The sequence below is a fragment of the Bacteroidota bacterium genome (assembly GCA_005882315.1).
Taxonomy (GTDB): Bacteria; Bacteroidota; Bacteroidia; order Chitinophagales; family Chitinophagaceae; genus VBAR01.
The window spans coordinates 370212-387374 of record VBAR01000003.1 but is presented as its reverse complement, the minus strand read 5'-3'; the positions used below and the strand labels follow the sequence as shown (position 1 = coordinate 387374).

Sequence of the window (17163 nt, the reverse complement as noted above, 5' to 3'; positions counted from 1 at the left end):
ATATTGTAAGTAAGTTTCCAATATAAGAACCAGTATTATTTTATTATTTTTCCGCAATGATCCATCCTATGAAAAAAGCCATTTACTGCTTTATCCTTTTTTTATGTTTTCAATGTTTATCGGCGCAACCAGCTATTAACATAGCTCAAAACGATACAGCCCGCCTGATACAGCAAAAAGAAAATATAATTACAGCAGCTACTATTATTAAGGTAGAGAACATGGGCGAGGTTATCAATACACCGCTTAACGAATTAAGACCGACCATCTCTGCAGATGGAAACCTGTTATTTTTTATCCGTGAAAATGACCCATACAATACAAAATATAATTCCGTTCGAAACTCACAGGATATTTGGTTTGCTATGCGGGATAGTTTTGGCATCTGGAGTGAAGCAGTCCATCTTGGCTATCCACTTAATACAGCTTTTTACAATTCGGTATTTTGGATATCTCCTGATAACAACAGGATTTTAATACGTGGAGCTTTCATCAATGGAGATTATGTTGGTAATGGTGTAAGTATGTGTCAACTGCAGGAAAATGGTTACTGGAGCAAACCTGAAGCATTACGAATAAAAAACTATGCAAAGTATGACAAGGGGTTGCGTTCAGGAGCTACTATGGCACATGATGGAAAAACATTATTACTGTATATGTCACCGGAAAAAGAAAGTTTTGTCAATGATATTTATGTATGCTTTTTACAAACAGATGGCACCTGGTCCGAGCCAAAATCACTTGGTAAAAAAATTAACCTGGAAAAACACGATGAGATGACACCTTATTTAGCGGCAGATGGTGAAACGCTTTACTTCAGTAGTAACCGGCCCGGTGGACTTGGCGACAATGATATTTGGATGACCAAACGCCTTGATATGACCTGGCAAAAATGGAGCGACCCAGTTAATCTTGGCAGTCCTATTAATACTCCCGATTGGGATGCCTTCTTTACGCTGGATGCCGGTGGAGAATTTGCGTATTTAACCAACATCGAAAACGGATATGGCGAATCCGATATAGTAAAAGTGAAACTGTTGGAAAAAGAAAGACCCAAACCGATCGTAATGGTAACAGGGAATGTGTACAATGCAAAAACAAAACAGCCACTGTCTGCCTCTCTTATTTATCAAACACTGCCAGATGGTGCAGAAGCCGGTAATGGAATATCAAATCCAATAGATGGTTCTTTTAAGATCATATTGCCTTATGACAAAAATTATTTAATAAGAGCTACCGCTGATAAATTTTTTGCGCAATCAGAAAACCTGAACCTTGATTCGCTGGTAAAAGTTGGGTATAAAGAAATACATAAAGATCTTTACCTGGTGCCTATTGAGATCGGGCAAGTAGTAAGGCTGAACAATGTATTTTTTGATTTTGATAAATGGAACCTGCGACCAGAATCATTTGTAGAATTGGATCGTGTAGTGAAATTGCTGGAAGAAAACCCTGCTATTGAAATTGAAATGAGTGCACATACTGACAGTTATGGTTCGGATGATTATAATTTTAAACTAAGTGATAACCGTGCAAGATCAGTAATGGAATATATTCTTTCAAAAGGCATTGCTCCTACCCGAATCGTATCACATGGATATGGTGAAACGGTACCTGTAGTACCTAATGATACACCGGAAAACAGGCAGCTGAATCGAAGAGTTGAGTTTAAGATATTGAAGAATTAAAACCTCATACATAAGAGTAGATTCTTTGCATTCATTCACCTTCGCAAAACATAATACAAGTTTGTATTTCTTATCCTATTTCGGAGAACCTAAGAATATTTATATTTGGGAAAAATCATGGCCGAACAGGAAGTAATTAAGCATACCAAGAAAATATTTGGACTCTGGAGTAGTGAAAAAGGATTCTGGCATAAAGCTGGCGAGTTTTTGCTTGAGATATTTATTATCGTATTTGCAGTAACTGTTTCGATCTATTTTCATGACTGGAGCGAGGCAAAGCATCAACGACATGAAACAAAAGAGTTTCTGCTGGGATTAAAGCAGGACTTGCAGACAGATATTGCAGAAATGAACGAGGATAAAAAATCATTTAACCTGAGCGGAAAGGCGTTTAATTATATCACCAATAGAAAGCTTAATGAGAAAATAAATCCTGATACAATAAAGAAATACAAGGGGTGGATATTTAATACCACCGGGCTGGTTCCAAACAGCGGCCGGTTCGAGGGGTTTAAATCATCAGGAAAAATCGGCACCATCAGTAATAAGGAGTTGCAGAATAATATTATGGATCTCTACCAGGAAAATATTCCGAATGTTATTTCAAGCACAAACTATTATACTCTGAAAAAGCAAAAATTGTTTGACCATATATCCAGCACTAAAAAAAGGATAACGGATAGTACTACGAATGAAACTGAAGTGCTGGCGTCTGATCAATCATTTAATATTTGCAAGACTCTCACCTTCGTTAATGAAATAATTGACCGATATGATATTTGTATTAATAAAATGAAAACGATCATCGATCAGATTAATAAAGAATATGGTGAATGAAGGTCGAAAACTATTTAGTCAAAATCTTCTTCCTTATTTTTTTATTCTTCACTTCCATCCTATTTTCACCGCATGCATCCGCATATACAAGCATTATTACAATGTATCAACCTTGAAGAAAAGGAACAGGCACAACGGTATCGTTTAGATCAGCAGCATACTTTAAAAGCATTGAAGGCCGAGGGACTCGCATTGCATCCGATCATTGTTACCCGCAAAAATTTTGGCTATGCCGATTATCCTGAAATAAATTTTAAACTCAGTTTCCCCCCAGAGGCAAATTTGTTCAGGGATGGTGCGGCTATTGAATGTTTTATTACAGGTGAAGAACCAGTGAAGGGAATGTTGATGAGTTTGGATGGAAAAAGCGGCGAGTTCCGTTTGTTTGCTCCCGACTTTCCTGATTGGATAGAAGATGATGGTGTGGGTATTAAACTAGCCCCTGATACCCGTACTACCAGCATCATGAAAAAAGTGTTGAATGAACTGGAAAATAATAAACCTCTTTTCAAATTATTTGAGCAGTTACATGATGATGCAATTGTAACTCCAACTCAAGTGACAATAAGAAGCAGTTCGATCAGTTTTCACAACCACCAGCTAAATGAAAGCCAGCAACAAGCTGTTACAGCTATTACACAAAACGAAAAAATAACAATTGTACATGGCCCACCCGGAACAGGAAAGACTACAACACTGATTGAAGCTATTGTGCAACTGATCAAAAACGGTGAAAAGGTTTTAGTTTCCGCTCCCAGTAATACAGCGGTAGATAATATTGCCAAAGGCTTGCTAAAGCAAGGCGTAAAATTATTAAGAGTGGGTAATGCGAGTAAAGCTGATGAAACGATCTTCGCTCATACTCCTGAAGGAAGACTAATCAACAGCAAGCAACAAAAAGAGATCAAGCAATTAAAACAAAGAGCTGAAGAGTTTCGAAAGATGGCACTGAAATACAAACGCAGTTTTGGCAAGGCCGAAAGAGAACAGCGACAGCTTCTGTTTAAAGAAGTAAAGAATATACGAATTGAGATAAAGAAGTTACAGGCTTATAATGAGGAAAAATTATTTGCAGAAGCAGAAGTAATTGCCGGCACGCCGATCGGTATTTATGATGCAGGTATTGACCATCTGCATTTTCAAACATTGGTACTGGATGAAGCTGGTCAGTGTATTGAACCGCTTGCCTGGTGTATTTTTCCACTTGCCGATAAGATCGTACTCGCTGGAGATCATTGGCAACTTCCTCCTACCGTATTAAGTCATGAAGCTGCACAACTTGGCTTAAACCGTTCTATTCTTGAAATGGCAATTAAAACAACGGATACTATTTACCTGCTCAATACGCAGTACCGCATGAAAGAAGTGATCGCTGGATTCAGCAGCAATTACTTTTATAATGACCAGTTGCGGAGTGCAGCGCATTTACAAAATACCGGTACACATATAACTTTTATCGACACTGCCGGCTCCGGTTATAATGAAGAGCATGGAGCTGATGGTAGTAGCCTGCAGAATAAAGGTGAACTGGCCATTGTTCAAAAATTATTTGAAACAGAATCATTGGATCCGCTAAAGACGGCATTCATTTCACCTTATGCCGGGCAAGTTGCAGCTGCCAAAGAAATCTTTTCGGTACAACTTCGCATTAGTACAATCGACAGTTTCCAGGGGCAGGAAAAAGAAAACATCATTATATCCCTGGTACGTAGCAATGATGATGGTGATATTGGTTTTTTAAAAGATTATCGCCGTATGAATGTTGCTATCACCCGTGCAAAAGAACGACTTTTTGTTATAGGCGACAGCGCCACTATCGGAGCGGATGTTTTTTACAATACCTTCTTAACTTATATTGAAAAGTATGGTGTGTACCGCACTGTTTGGGAATTTGACTTATAGAAAAAGATTTATGAGTCAAGCTGCTGTACTACTATCATCGGCTGTTGCATCGCAGCCAATAGTTATCGGGATAGTGGACATTTACTTTTTAATGCCGATTATTTGTAAGACCCGAAGGAACTGAAACTATATTTTTCAATTGTTTATTTTCTTCGAAATCTGTTATGTTTTGTAAGGTGACGATGGCTATCTGGGTGAGTGCTTCATCAGTTAAAAAGCCCTGGTGTGAAGTTATCAGCACATTTGGGAAACCTAATAGTCTTACCAATACATCATCTGCTATAACGTTTTCATTCAAATCGTGAAAGAAAAGTTTTTCTTCCTGTTCATACACATCAAGACCCAAATACCCCAGTTTCCCATTTTTTAAAGCGGTGATAACAGCTTTTGTATCTACCAATGCACCACGACTTGTATTGATAAGCATGGCACCGTTTTTCATGATCGCTAATGTGTCGCTATTTATAAGATGCTTTGTTTGTTCTGTCAGTGGACAATGAAGCGACAGTATATCGCTTTGTTGCAATACCTCCTGTCGTGTCAAATATTTTATACCAAGAGCTTCCAGTTCTTTATTAACAACAATATCAAACGCCACCACTTTACAACCCATCCCCAGCATGATCCGTGCAAAGCATTCACCTATTTTCCCAGTACCGATCACTCCCACCGTTTTGCCATATAGATCGAATCCTGTCAGCCTGTCGAGAGAAAAATTTCCTTCTCTTACCCGGTTATACGCTTTATGTGTTTTGCGATTGAGTGTCATTATCAATGCCAGGGCATGTTCGGCCACTGCATGTGGCGAATAAGCTGGTACCCTTACTACACTTATATTATTTTCCGCTGCGGCCACAACATCCACATTATTAAAACCAGCACAGCGTTGTGCGATAATTTTTATTCCTATTTCTTTTAATGTATTCAAAACAACTTTATTCAATTGATCGTTTACAAAAGCACATACCGCATTACAACCCCTGGCAAGGTTTGCCGTTTGCTCATTTAACCGGGCTTCAAAAAAAAGTATTTCGTGCTGATTGTTGTAGCGTTCAAAGTATTCCTTATCGTAAGGCTGTGTAGAGAAAAAAGCAATTTTCATATAGTGAAGTTCAGCTTGTTTAAATTATGAATTAATATTCTTTGATCGTTAATAACAGTAACAAAATTTGTCCTGGCAAAATGATCCTACCGGTTTAATTTTTTAAAGTATTTTCTTTTATTCAGGTATTTCAAGAATTCAATGCAAAGCACCGTACCAATAGTAACCATTAGAATCACAGCCATTGCATTCCACGCTAAAGCAGTTGTTTTAAAAATCGAATTTAAAAAAGGAACATATACGATCAACAATTGCAGAACAACAGTAATTACAATTGCTCCCCACAATTCTTTGTTTGCAAATATCCGTGAAGAAAAAAGAGAATGATATACAGAGCGAACCGATAATGCATTACCCAATTGTACAAAACAAAGTGTTGTGAATACCATTGTTTGCTGCGTTCTAACATCATATAGCTGCCCTGCCGCCCACAATTGAATAAAGATTGCTCCAATAGCCAATATAATTCCTGTCAGTAATATTCTTGCAACCAATCCACCAGCGAATAGATTTTCTTTTGGCGGCCTTGGCGGACGGTTCATAATATCTTTTTCTGCAGGTTCTGTTACAAGTGCCAAACCGGGCAAACCATCAGTCACCAGGTTGATCCAAAGAATATGAATGGGAAGCAAAGGAATTGCAAAGCCAAGAATCGGCGCCAGGAAAATAGTTAGTATCTCACCAAGGTTACAGGAAAGTACATACAAAATAAATTTCCGGATATTCTCATAAATTCTTCTTCCTTCACGTATTGCTTTTACAATGGTGGCAAAATTATCATCCAGCAAGATCATATCTGCCGATTCTTTGGATACATCAGTACCTGTTATGCCCATTGCTACACCAATATCAGCTTGTTTCAATGATGGGGCATCATTCACACCATCGCCGGTCATGGCCACAAATTCTCCATTGCTTTGCAATGCTTTTACAATATTTAATTTTTGTTCAGGTGATACCCGTGCATATACTATTGTGTTTTTTACTTCTTTACTGAATGCTTCGGGTGATAATTTTTCAAGATCAGCACCTGTCTTTACACCTTCGTGTCCTTTTTCAATCATACCTAATCGTTCTGCGATCGCCTTTGCAGTAAGTGGCTGGTCACCGGTTATCATCACTGATTTGATGCCTGCGGTTTTACATTGCTTAATAGCTTCGATCACTTCTTCCCGCGGGGGGTCTATCATTGCCGTCATGCCTAAAAAATCCAGGTCAGTTTCTGCATCTGCTTTTATTTCTCCCGGATCCTGATCAAATGTTTTATACCCAAAAAATAAAACTCTTAACCCATCAGCAGCCCATTCACGATTTTTATCAAGCCACCCAGGAGTTTGTTCTTTATATTTTCCACTTAATACTTCCAGCATTTTTATCGGGGCGCCTTTCACAAATAATATCCATTTATCCTCATGCTTATGCAAAGTGCTCATCCGCATTCTTTCTGAATCAAAAGGAAGTTTTAATACAAAGGGAAATTGTTTATCCGATTCTTCTTTTGAAAAACCTTTTTCCACCGCATGATCCACCAATGCAGTTTCAGTAGAATCACCCAGCAAACCATCATCAGAAAATTTTACTTCATTATTTAAGATCATCGCATGCTTTAATAGATCTTCTTTTTCTGGCGCAGCTTCCAACTTTTCCACTGTCATATTATTTTGCGTAAGCGTTCCTGTTTTATCACTGCAGATATAAGTAACAGAACCCAATGTTTCCACGGCAGGTAATTTTCTCATCAAGGCATTTTGCTTTACCATTCGTCTTGCACCCCGTGCAAGTGCAATTGTAATTACTGCAGGCAGTGCTTCAGGCAAAGCAGCAACTGCCAGCGACAATGCAGTAAGAAACATTACAAAAGAAGGTTCACCATGCAGCAAACCAATACCAAATACGATGAGGCAGATAATTATAACTATAACTGCAAGCTGCTTACTAAAAACAATGAGTCTTTTTTGTAAAGGAGTTTTTTGAGATTCAACTTCCAACAGTCCTGCTATTTTCCCTAGCTCTGTATTCATGCCGGTAGTTGTTACTACTGCTGTGGCTGAACCATTGCTTACAATAGTTCCTTTGAAGATCATGTTAAGCTGATCACCCGGAACAAGATTTTCTTCTTTAATGGCTTCTGTTTTCTTTTCAACCGAATGACTTTCTCCCGTAAGCGATGCTTCATCTGTTTTAAAAGAATGTACTTCGATCAACCTTGCATCAGCAGGAACAATATCTCCCGCTTCTAATAAAATAATGTCTCCGGGTACCAATTGTGCAGCTTCAATTTTAGCAGGATTATCATTGCGTAATACCATTGCAAATTGAGCCGACATTTTTTTCAGCATCCTCACTGATTTTTCTGCATTATACTCCTGGTAGTATCCCATCCATGCATTGCCAATTATGATGGCAAGGATTACAAATGCATCCGTGTGCTCTCCTACTACAAATGAAATAATAGCAGCAATTACCAGTATAATGATCATTATATCGGTAAATTGAGACAGCAGTATCGCTAATTTGGTTTTTTGTTTTGCCTCTAGCAAAACATTGGCCCCATACTTTTTTTGCAGTGCCGGCACCGCTTCGCTGTTCAAACCTGAAGCAGATGTTTTGAGCTGATCAAAGACTTCCTGTGTAGTAAGTTGATAGAATGACTGCATTATTTTTCTAAAAGCATGAAGTTAATATAACTTAAGCCTCCATCCATAAAGGTGTGAATCATACAACTTATTTCTATAGTTGTATAACAAATACCACGTTCAGCATGCAGACCTTTACAAGTCATTCTAATTGAACAAATATAAAAAATGAAAAAAGATAAAAATACTCTTACTGATCTTACCGGTAAGAGTAATCATACTAACAGTACCAATCATACCCCTTCAACGGAAATAGAAAAATCAAAAGTGCATATAATCGTTGAGATCATCGAGTATATACCCAATGCTGTTGTCAGCAAGACGATCATCAAAAAGACCACAGGAAATGTCACGGTGACATCTTTTGACTCAGGCGAAGAATTAGCAGAAAAAACTTCTCCTTTCGACACCTATGTTCAGATAATAGATGGTGTAGCAGAAGTTGTGATTAATGAAAAAGATTACTTGCTAAGAACAGGTGACGGTATTGTAATTCCAGCTCATGCACCGCATTGCTTTAATGCGAATGAACAGTTCAAAATGATCTCAACCGTTATTAAAAGTGGTTACGAGGATTAAATCCAACGCAACAGGCGACCGGGAACTGAACTGAAACACATCTTTATCTTTGTCTGAATCATGACAGAAAATAAAACAAAAGGTAATGAGTTATCACTGCTGTTCATTAGTCTGCGCCATTCATTTGCATTACTTGGAAAAAATGACCCAATGCGTATGGCCGGGGCTACTGCTTTTTTTACCACGTTTGCATTGCCGCCGATCGTTTTTATACTGTCGCAGTTATTTGGTCTTTTTATTGGCCGGGGCAACGTTCGCCGCGGATTGATCGAGAACATTTCAAATACATTGGGAAAGGAAGGTGCTGAACAAGTGAGACAAGTGGTATGGAGTATTAGTGGCTTCAGTGACAGTTGGTATGTGATCGTATTAGGATTTCTCTTTCTTGTTTTTGTAGCCACCACCTTGTTTACTGAAATCAAAAATTCCCTGAATCAACTCTGGAAAATTAGTGTGAAAGAACATCCGGGACTTCTTTTTGAATTAAGTGCCAGGGCAAAATCATTTGCTGTTATATTGTTGACCGGGATTTTATTTTTTGCTGACCTCTTTCTGGAGAGCCTTGAGGTAATAGCTGGTAATTATATTGATGAAATATGGCATTGGGGCAGAATTTATTTTAAAAGCGCTGTACAGCAAATAGCAAGTGTGATCATTGTAGCAGCCTGGTTTATTCTTTTATTCCGCTTCCTGGCAAATGGAAGACCTACCTGGAAAGCATCTCTTGTTGGCGGATTACTGACGGGTATCTTATTTATTGCCGGAAAATTATTGCTACGGTTTTTACTTGTCAGCAGTAATATCGGTAATCTGTATGGCGCTGCTGGTTCATTTGTTTTGGTATTGCTATTCGTTTTTTATTCGTCCTTTATTTTGTATTATGGCGCCTCTTTCATTGCTGTTTATTCAGAAAAGAAACAATGGCCACTTATACCTGGGGGCAACGCTTATAAATACAGGATCCTGGAAATGAAGAATCCTGTGTAGTTATTATTTCCAGTGCCCTTATTTTGCAAATATGGCCACCATCTTATAACGGCCTCACAGTTCCCGAACCTGAAATATGAGTGCTGATCAACGGTTGCCCACGATAATAAACTGAACCACTTCCACTAATTGTTGCATCAAGTGTTTGAGATAAATTTACCTGCATATCACCAGAGCCACTGATAGTTGTTGTCGCTTTTTCAGCAGTTACACCGGCTATAAATAATTCACCAGAGCCACTGATCTTTAAGTCTTCATTCTTCGCTGTACCTGCTTGTACGATTATATTACCAGAACCACTGATATTGGCATTTATCTTATCTGTTACAGATATTGATGATACAATAATATTTCCTGAACCGCTTATGCCCATATCCAGGTTTACTGTATTTACATTTCCTGCTACCATCAGATCACCCGAGCCACTCAGATGAAAATAGTCTGCTGATGGTCCACTGATATTGACAGTAATATCTTCATTTGATTTTATACGTACACCATCTTTCACTTTTAATATTATGTGACCGTTAATTTTGGTGGTTTGTATTACATCGAGTATGTTTCGTTGTGCTGTTATTTCTACTTTATAAACTGGATCAATTTTGTAATAGATCTTTCCCCCGATACTTGCTGATACTCCTGAAAAATCTGTGATGTTACGGGTTTCGGTTTGTAGTGGCCCCTCTCCTACTACTTTTCTACAGGATGTTGCTGTTAATAGAGCTGCGGCGGCTGCTAACATAATAATTACTTTTTTCATTTTTATTCGATTTCTGGTTTGATAATTTTAAAATTCTATTTTATAATTCAGGATGGGGATTAAACCCGTTTGATAACTTGTAACAATTTTATTTTTCTCATCATCATACCATTGGCCAAACACATTTAACCTGTTTGTGACATTCTGTATATCCAATGATAAAGTGCTGGTGAAATTTTTCCTGTTCCATTTCATACTGATCCCGATATCTGCCCGGAAATAAGCAGTGTTTTGTAAACTGTAAGCTTCTTTTTCTTTAAACACTGTATAGCCCAGTTGTTGTGATGCATCAAAGTCAATTGGCGTAGTGCGAAGCCCACCTGCATAGATCGTTTTCAGGTTAACGCCAAAAGTTTTTGGTTTTCTCTCGCTTATAAATTCTTTACCGGTGATCAACGTGACAAGATAATTACCATTGAACCGGGTATTTCTTTCCACTCCATCTTTTGCAGTATACTTCGATTGATAGATAGAATTGCTCAAGGTGAGATAGAAATTGTCTTTTAGGTAACGTTCCAATGAAATTTCTATACCATAATTTTTACCCTTCCCTGCATTTTCCATTGGCTCAATTATGTATTCATTCAGGATATTCAATGTTGATAAAGAGCTGCTATCATATATGCTAACAGGAACATTGAATAATTGCTGATAATACAGTTCTGCTTTGGCTAGTAAATTTTTACCTAACCTGTGGCTGTAAGAAAGAACATAATGATGTGACTTCGTCAGATCCAGGTTTTTGTTAGGCATCAAAATAGTGCCATCTGGTAATTTTTGCTCAGCAAAATAAACACTCAATGTTTGCATCTGGCTATGCAAGCCGTATCCCATTGCAATACTGCTCTTGTTATTAATATTCCATTTAGCAGAAAAACGTGGCTCAACAGATGAAGTATTATTATGAACAAGGCGGAAATAATGCATACCAGCATTCAACGTTAGGTTATTTGATGGCTTATATTGCCATTGTGCAAATGCTTGCTGTGTGGATGTTTTACCGGAAGAATTGAGCACCTCCTCCAATGGGTCACCTTCATGTTCGCTTGAAAGCCGGTAAAAATTATATTTGATCATATCTGCAATGACACCTGTACGCAGGTTCAGCCGGTTACTGAATTTATAATTAAGCGTTGAATTAAAAATTAGTTTATTGGTTTTATACTTATCAAAGTATGTGGCGGATAATGTATAATCATCTTCTGTATAATGTTCATCATACCCGACTTTAGTTTGCGAAATTCCTATACCTGATTTAATATTTAATTTATTTCCGGCAAGAATGGTATGTGTTATTCCGGTCATACCGGTATTGGATAAAAATGTATAGGAATACCTGTCGCTTTTACTTTCCCATTTTAATGAATCTGCATCAGCGTTAAATTTCTGGTCACTTTTACCGCCAAAACCAAAAAATGTGAATGTGCCAAGCTTATTGGTTGGTAAATAAAAATTGTAAGACAGATCCTGGAAATTAGTTGCTCCATCATCGGGTATAACGCCAGTTTTAGAAAGTAATGACAATGTGGAATACCGATAGTTAATAAGATAAGAACCTTTGTATTTTTTTGAGAACGGCCCTTCCAGTGCGACATTTAACCCAAGTACTCCTGCCTGCAATGTATATTCTCTTTTTTCATTATTACCTTTTCTCAACCTGAGATCAAACACGCCGCTTAAAGCATTACCATATTCTGCTGCAAAAGCAGCAGTAATAAAATCTGAATTTGAAAGTAACTGGGAACTTAATACTGAAATGCCACCGCCACTGTTACCGGGAGTAGCAAAATGATTTGGGTTGGGAATATCCATTCCTTCCATGCGCCACAATAAGCCAGTTGGCGAATTGCCACGGATAACAATACTGTTGTTTCCATCATCTGCTGCAAACACACCTGCAAAACCTGTAGCCATACGTAACGGGTCATTAACTGCAGCTGCATACTTTTGAGTTTCTTCCACAGTAAATGCTCTTGCACTTACTGCACTCATATCATTAAGTGGCTTATTTTTCTTGCTACCGGCTTTTATAATTACGTCTGTTTCTGTATGGATGATGGCTTCCAATGAGACATTAATAACTGTTTCTTTTCCGGAGTTAACAGCAATATTTTCCAATACTCCTTCTTTAAATCCGGTATAAGAAATACTGAGGCGATATGTGCCAACTGGAATATTACTAAAACGAAAAACGCCGGCATCGTCAGTGATAACTGATTTACCAAGTGGACTGATAGTAACAGTTGCCCCGCTAAGCGGCTGTTGCAGCACCTGGTCTGTTATAGTACCACGGAATTGTTGTGAATACTGAGCCTGTGCTGAAATGAATAATAAGGATAAGGCGAACCCGAAAACAAACTTCATTTTCTTTTTCTTTAGTGGTTTTGATTAATTGTTTGATAGTATAACAACTAAAGAAAGGCCTACCCCTATGCGTTAACATTTTTTTAGAAGAAATTAATTCCGGCATTCCATCCAAACCAGCCCGTTACCTTATTGCTGAATTTTGTGGTGTTATAACCCGAAGGAGGAATGGGGTTAAGATAACCGCTGAAACTACCGTTCTGGTCAGTGACATACACCGAATATGAAGGACCGGCAAATAAAGAAACATATTTCCCAAGCTTAACATTAAAGTTGAGATTGAACCTGTTTAAAAGATTGAGATAATCCCATGAACCGAGATAGAGATATTGGCAACTTAGTTCAGGATTAATGGACAATGTTTTCTTCTTATTTAATGACAATTCACTGCCCAAACCATAACCAAAAGAATAAACTTTATCACTGTCACTGAGATTCACACCTGCCTGGAGGATACTGTACAACTTTGAATTCCCGGTTTTAAACGAAGCATTCACATTTTGTATTTCATTAGCAGAAAAACTGAGTTTATGATATCCTTTGAGAATAATATTGATCAATCCGATACTGTATCCTTCTGAAGTATCTGCGATATTGATAAGTCCTATCTGCACGCCTCTTAATTTTTTTGCATAATTAATAACACCTGCAATTTGCACTCCGTCCATTTCTCTATTACTTATATTAGCCACCCCAGCTATCTGCACTCCACTTACTTTTTCCTTTGAAAAATTTCCAACACCGCCGACCTGGACACCTTTTACGCTATCTGAAACATGATTATATATTCCGCCAATTTGTAAGCCGATCATTTTTCCTGTCACAAAATTATTGATACCTGCAGCCTGCAGGCCTTTCACATTATCCTGCACCAGGTTATTGATACCGGCAAGCTGTAAACCGTTTACTTCTCCGCCGACTGAATTAAATAAACCCGCAGCCTGCAGGTACTTCACATCTTTTTTATCAATATTAAACAAACCACCTAGTTCAAGTCCGTTAGTTCCGGCAGTGTAGCCACCAAATATGTTCAAAGAAAAATTATTGATCACCTGTGAAGATAAATGACCATGAGTACTCAATCCCGGAACAACTGAAACCTGGAAAGGACGGGTGGTAAAAAACTTTTTTAAGTTGAGGCTTTGTATTTTTTGTTTACCTGAAAGAAAGAATTTTCCTATACCTGTCTGCTGTACTTTGATTGAATCAGCAATAACTGGCGGATTAACAATTGTCGTTGTATCTATAATTACTTTCAACGAATCAGGGGTCCGGTAATCTTCAGGTGTTATCACTTCATTGTTTCCTTCAATTTCAATAGGGACCATTGTAATAGAAAGCTGCTGGTTATAGCGGGGTTGAATTTTTATTGTTGTGTCTTCGTAAAATTCTTTGCTTACTGTTAACTCAACCATACTCGTTTTACTGCTTTTCAGTTTTATTTTAAAAAAGCCTTCGGTGTTGGTCATGGCCGAAGCAAGTATTGTTTTCTCATAAATACTGGCTTCGTTGATCGCAATGCCGGATTGTTCATCATACACATAACCACTTACTGAATAAATTTTTTCTTCTGTTACACCTTTTTGTGTTACCAAAGTCATTCTTATTGGTGCTTTCCGAATGATGATATAGTTGCCGCTTTCTTTAAACTCATAACTAGTATTAAACAGTTGCGACAATATTTCTTTTACTGTTTTGTTTGATGCTCTCAAACTAATAAGGCTGTCTTTTTTAATGATGCTGGAATTATACGAGAAATAGAAATCTCCTTTGTTGCTCAAAATTTCAAGCACATTATCCAAACGCTGCTTGTTTACATCCAGTGAAATGTTTTTCTGCAGAATAGCCTGGCCATTAACTGCAGCATTTATAAAAAAAAGAAAAATGATAAAAGTAAAAATTGTACTGAATTTCATGAACTGTAATCGGGGTTATTGTAAAATGATCTGTCCGTCTTCTTTTTTGATAACTGTTATATCAAGAGTGAGATGTATTATTTCCAATACTTTTTCAAGGGACTCATTATTAAAAGTTGTTGTCAGCTGCATATCTCTTAATTCCTTTCTGCCAATGCTGATCTTTGCATCATAGGCTTCATTCAACACCTGTACCAGTTTCCATAAAGGAGTGCCATCACAAACAAATTCTTTGCTGCGGTAATAGTTGTAAAGCTTATCACTTACTGTTTCTTTGTTGGTAATGCTATCGGTTGCGGTCATCACTATTTTTTCTCCAGCAATTAATTCTACAGTCTTACCGGATCTTGCTACCCGTACAATACCTGTTTCTACTACGATCTCTGTATTACCATTTTCACTTTTTATATTAAAAGAAGTTCCTACTACTGTTACCTGCACATCATTTACTGAAATGATAAAAGGTTTTTTCTTATCCGGTGCTACATTAAAGAAGGCTTCACCCTTTAAAGCAATTGCCCTTGTATCGCCTTTGAATTTAGAAGGATAAGTAATAGTTGATCTTTTATTTAATGTAATAACAGAACCATCCGGCAATGTATCAAGCAGAACATTTTGGCCGGTTTGGGCAACCATTTCTTTCGGTTCATTATTATTGAACATAAAATAAGCAGCAACACCCAGACCTGCAATTAAAATAACCGATGCAGCGATCCTCATCCAGGAAAAACGTTTGCGGCTTATAACTTTTGGTGATTCATTTTTATCGGCAACCCGCATTTGAAACCTTTCCCATGCTTTGTTCACATCAACAGTTGATCCGGCGGCAAGTTCTTTACTGCTATCCCATATTTTTTTGAACTGGTTATAATATTCTTTATTCGATGAATTGGCATTCATCCATTCCATCACTGCTTGTTCTTCTTCCGGAGATGCTTCACCCAACAGGTATTTCACCAGCAGGTCATCATCAATATGGTAAAATTTTTGTTCCAGGGTTGTGGTATTAAAAATGAATAAATAATAAGATGAAAATGAGGAAGTCGGCTAACTTCTCCCGCAACAATTTCAATGCCTTGCCCATCTGGTTTTCTACTGTTTTTACGGATATACCCAGCTTATCTGCAATTTCCCGGTATTTCAATTCATCAAAGCGGCTCATTTGGAAAATGGTACGGCATTGTTCAGGTAGTTCATTCAATGCAGAATGAATTTTCTTTTCCAGCTCCCCGGCCATTACTTTTTTTGCAGGATGTTCCACTTCGTTTTTCATACTGTACGCAACATGCAACTGGTGATTTGATCTTACTTTCTGGTGCTTGATATAATTAAGGCTTTCATTATGCACAGCCCGGTATAAATAAGCAGAAACAGAACCTGTCAATGAGAGATTCTCATTTCTCTCCCAAAGCTTAAAAAAGACCTGCTGCACCATTTCTTCAGCTTCCTCTTCATCCCTCAGTATAGTAAAGGCATAGGCATGCAGGCGTTTAAAATAAGTTTTAAAGACCTGCTCAAAGGCTGTTTCATCCCTTTGTGCCAGTAATGTGCCGATGGTTTCGTTCGCCAGTTCCATTCCCTGTGCCCTGTATTGCTGTTCTATTAATAAAGCTGCGCCCAAAAATACTTTTTAATATAACAACCGACGGGATGTTTACCCCTATTCCTGTTCAAAAAAAATAGCAGATAATAATACTGACCCCCGAATGGACGTAAAAGTCTAGGGTAGTATCGGTATCTCATTCTTCCTTTGTACTTTTAAAAAATATGATCGACATCATCAGAAGCAAATAAAATGATAGAACAAACAGAACTTATTATAACTAAATGGCAGTATAACCCGCCTATGAACTCAATTGCAGATGAGCCGGAAAAATTATTCAGCTCTGTTTCATTTGATGTGATGAAGAAAAGAGCAGCCACCAAAAAAGGGATTGCCTGCCGCTTTACGATTCGCTTTCAGTTTGAAAATGAAACCATACTTGAATATGTAGGGGAAGATTCTTATGTAATAGACCTGCAGGATATAATAGATAAAAGCGAGTTACAAAGGATGATCAGGAATTCGTATTCGAAGGTCAATGAGATATTTGAGTTTAAAAAACTGGGTACAATGCTACGAGATAAATCGTTACTGCCATTTGATGAAACAAAGTATGATCTTGATCCGGTGCTTGCTTTGCTGCATTAACTGTCAAGCAAAAGAAATCCAGGCAAGATTAAAAAGAGGATGGTGGTAATCTTTTATTTGCCTGGATATTACGTTCTATCTAAAAGGTTAATGGTTTGCTGATCTCTTTCTGCAGTCGATTACAATAAAGTAACGGAAGATTCATCAATGTTACCTAATAGTAGCAAATCGGCTAATATGCCTGGTGCATATGGATCAAAG

13 protein-coding genes are annotated in these 17163 nt (G+C 37.8%); 6 read left to right on the top strand and 7 right to left on the bottom strand.

Annotated elements, in window-relative coordinates:
• Nucleotides 1–56 precede the first annotated feature (56 nt).
• From E6H07_15075 to E6H07_15065, 3 genes are all read left to right on the top strand, one after another.
• Nucleotides 57–1688, top strand: a complete 1632-nt coding sequence (locus E6H07_15075; GenBank protein ID TMI62729.1) for an OmpA family protein — start codon at nt 57–59, stop codon at nt 1686–1688.
• A 117-nt stretch (nt 1689–1805) separates the two neighbouring features.
• Complete coding sequence (locus tag E6H07_15070) at nt 1806–2525, top strand: hypothetical protein (GenBank protein ID TMI62728.1); 720 nt, start codon at nt 1806–1808, stop codon at nt 2523–2525.
• A 72-nt stretch (nt 2526–2597) separates the two neighbouring features.
• Nucleotides 2598–4427, top strand: a complete 1830-nt coding sequence (locus E6H07_15065; protein ID TMI62727.1) for a hypothetical protein — start codon at nt 2598–2600, stop codon at nt 4425–4427.
• Nucleotides 4428–4515: 88 nt separating this feature from the next.
• Here the strand turns inward: E6H07_15065 and E6H07_15060 are convergent, their stop codons facing one another.
• Entirely contained in the window at nt 4516–5529 is a 1014-nt protein-coding gene (locus E6H07_15060; protein TMI62726.1) for a 2-hydroxyacid dehydrogenase, read from the bottom strand.
• A gap of 86 nt (nt 5530–5615) precedes the next feature.
• Nucleotides 5616–8186, bottom strand: coding sequence for a cation-translocating P-type ATPase (locus E6H07_15055; protein TMI62725.1), 2571 nt, complete (start codon nt 8184–8186; stop codon nt 5616–5618).
• A gap of 147 nt (nt 8187–8333) precedes the next feature.
• Here E6H07_15055 and E6H07_15050 point away from each other — a divergent pair, with 147 nt between their 5' ends.
• Both E6H07_15050 and E6H07_15045 read left to right on the top strand, forming a co-directional pair.
• Nucleotides 8334–8744: a cupin domain-containing protein gene (locus E6H07_15050; protein TMI62724.1), complete on the top strand. Its 411-nt coding sequence runs from the start codon at nt 8334–8336 to the stop codon at nt 8742–8744.
• 60 nt (nt 8745–8804) lie between these two features.
• Complete coding sequence (locus E6H07_15045) at nt 8805–9731, top strand: YihY/virulence factor BrkB family protein (GenBank protein ID TMI62723.1); 927 nt, start codon at nt 8805–8807, stop codon at nt 9729–9731.
• A gap of 43 nt (nt 9732–9774) precedes the next feature.
• Here E6H07_15045 and E6H07_15040 read toward each other — a convergent pair whose 3' ends face one another.
• The 5 genes from E6H07_15040 to E6H07_15020 all read right to left on the bottom strand — a co-directional run bounded on the left by E6H07_15040 (nt 9775) and on the right by E6H07_15020 (nt 16347).
• The gene (locus E6H07_15040) at nt 9775–10491 is read right to left on the bottom strand and encodes a DUF2807 domain-containing protein (protein ID TMI62722.1); all 717 of its coding nucleotides are present in this window, start codon (nt 10489–10491) and stop codon (nt 9775–9777) included.
• A 27-nt stretch (nt 10492–10518) separates the two neighbouring features.
• Nucleotides 10519–12855: a TonB-dependent receptor gene (locus E6H07_15035; protein ID TMI62721.1), complete on the bottom strand. Its 2337-nt coding sequence runs from the start codon at nt 12853–12855 to the stop codon at nt 10519–10521.
• Between the two features lie 83 nt (nt 12856–12938).
• Complete coding sequence (locus E6H07_15030) at nt 12939–14771, bottom strand: hypothetical protein (protein TMI62720.1); 1833 nt, start codon at nt 14769–14771, stop codon at nt 12939–12941.
• A gap of 15 nt (nt 14772–14786) precedes the next feature.
• Nucleotides 14787–15728, bottom strand: coding sequence for a DUF4974 domain-containing protein (locus tag E6H07_15025; GenBank protein ID TMI62719.1), 942 nt, complete (start codon nt 15726–15728; stop codon nt 14787–14789).
• Nucleotides 15729–15777: 49 nt separating this feature from the next.
• Nucleotides 15778–16347: an RNA polymerase sigma-70 factor gene (locus E6H07_15020; GenBank protein ID TMI63082.1), complete on the bottom strand. Its 570-nt coding sequence runs from the start codon at nt 16345–16347 to the stop codon at nt 15778–15780.
• 219 nt (nt 16348–16566) lie between these two features.
• Between E6H07_15020 and E6H07_15015 the strand changes: the two genes are divergently transcribed.
• Entirely contained in the window at nt 16567–16962 is a 396-nt protein-coding gene (locus tag E6H07_15015) for a hypothetical protein (protein TMI62718.1), read from the top strand.
• Nucleotides 16963–17163 lie beyond the last annotated feature (201 nt).

Bases quoted from the DNA above. Each gene is read 5' to 3' on its own strand.
- E6H07_15020 (TMI63082.1), bottom strand. From the start codon at position 16,347: ATGGAACTGGCGAACGAAACCATCGGCACATTACTGGCACAAAGGGAT.
- E6H07_15040 (TMI62722.1), bottom strand. From the start codon at position 10,491: ATGAAAAAAGTAATTATTATGTTAGCAGCCGCCGCAGCTCTATTAACA.
- E6H07_15075 (TMI62729.1), top strand. From the start codon at position 57: ATGATCCATCCTATGAAAAAAGCCATTTACTGCTTTATCCTTTTTTTA.
- E6H07_15030 (TMI62720.1), bottom strand. From the start codon at position 14,771: ATGAAATTCAGTACAATTTTTACTTTTATCATTTTTCTTTTTTTTATA.
- E6H07_15070 (TMI62728.1), top strand. From the start codon at position 1,806: ATGGCCGAACAGGAAGTAATTAAGCATACCAAGAAAATATTTGGACTC.
- E6H07_15055 (TMI62725.1), bottom strand. From the start codon at position 8,186: ATGCAGTCATTCTATCAACTTACTACACAGGAAGTCTTTGATCAGCTC.
- E6H07_15060 (TMI62726.1), bottom strand. From the start codon at position 5,529: ATGAAAATTGCTTTTTTCTCTACACAGCCTTACGATAAGGAATACTTT.
- E6H07_15035 (TMI62721.1), bottom strand. From the start codon at position 12,855: ATGAAGTTTGTTTTCGGGTTCGCCTTATCCTTATTATTCATTTCAGCA.
- E6H07_15050 (TMI62724.1), top strand. From the start codon at position 8,334: ATGAAAAAAGATAAAAATACTCTTACTGATCTTACCGGTAAGAGTAAT.
- E6H07_15045 (TMI62723.1), top strand. From the start codon at position 8,805: ATGACAGAAAATAAAACAAAAGGTAATGAGTTATCACTGCTGTTCATT.
- E6H07_15065 (TMI62727.1), top strand. From the start codon at position 2,598: ATGCATCCGCATATACAAGCATTATTACAATGTATCAACCTTGAAGAA.
- E6H07_15015 (TMI62718.1), top strand. From the start codon at position 16,567: ATGATAGAACAAACAGAACTTATTATAACTAAATGGCAGTATAACCCG.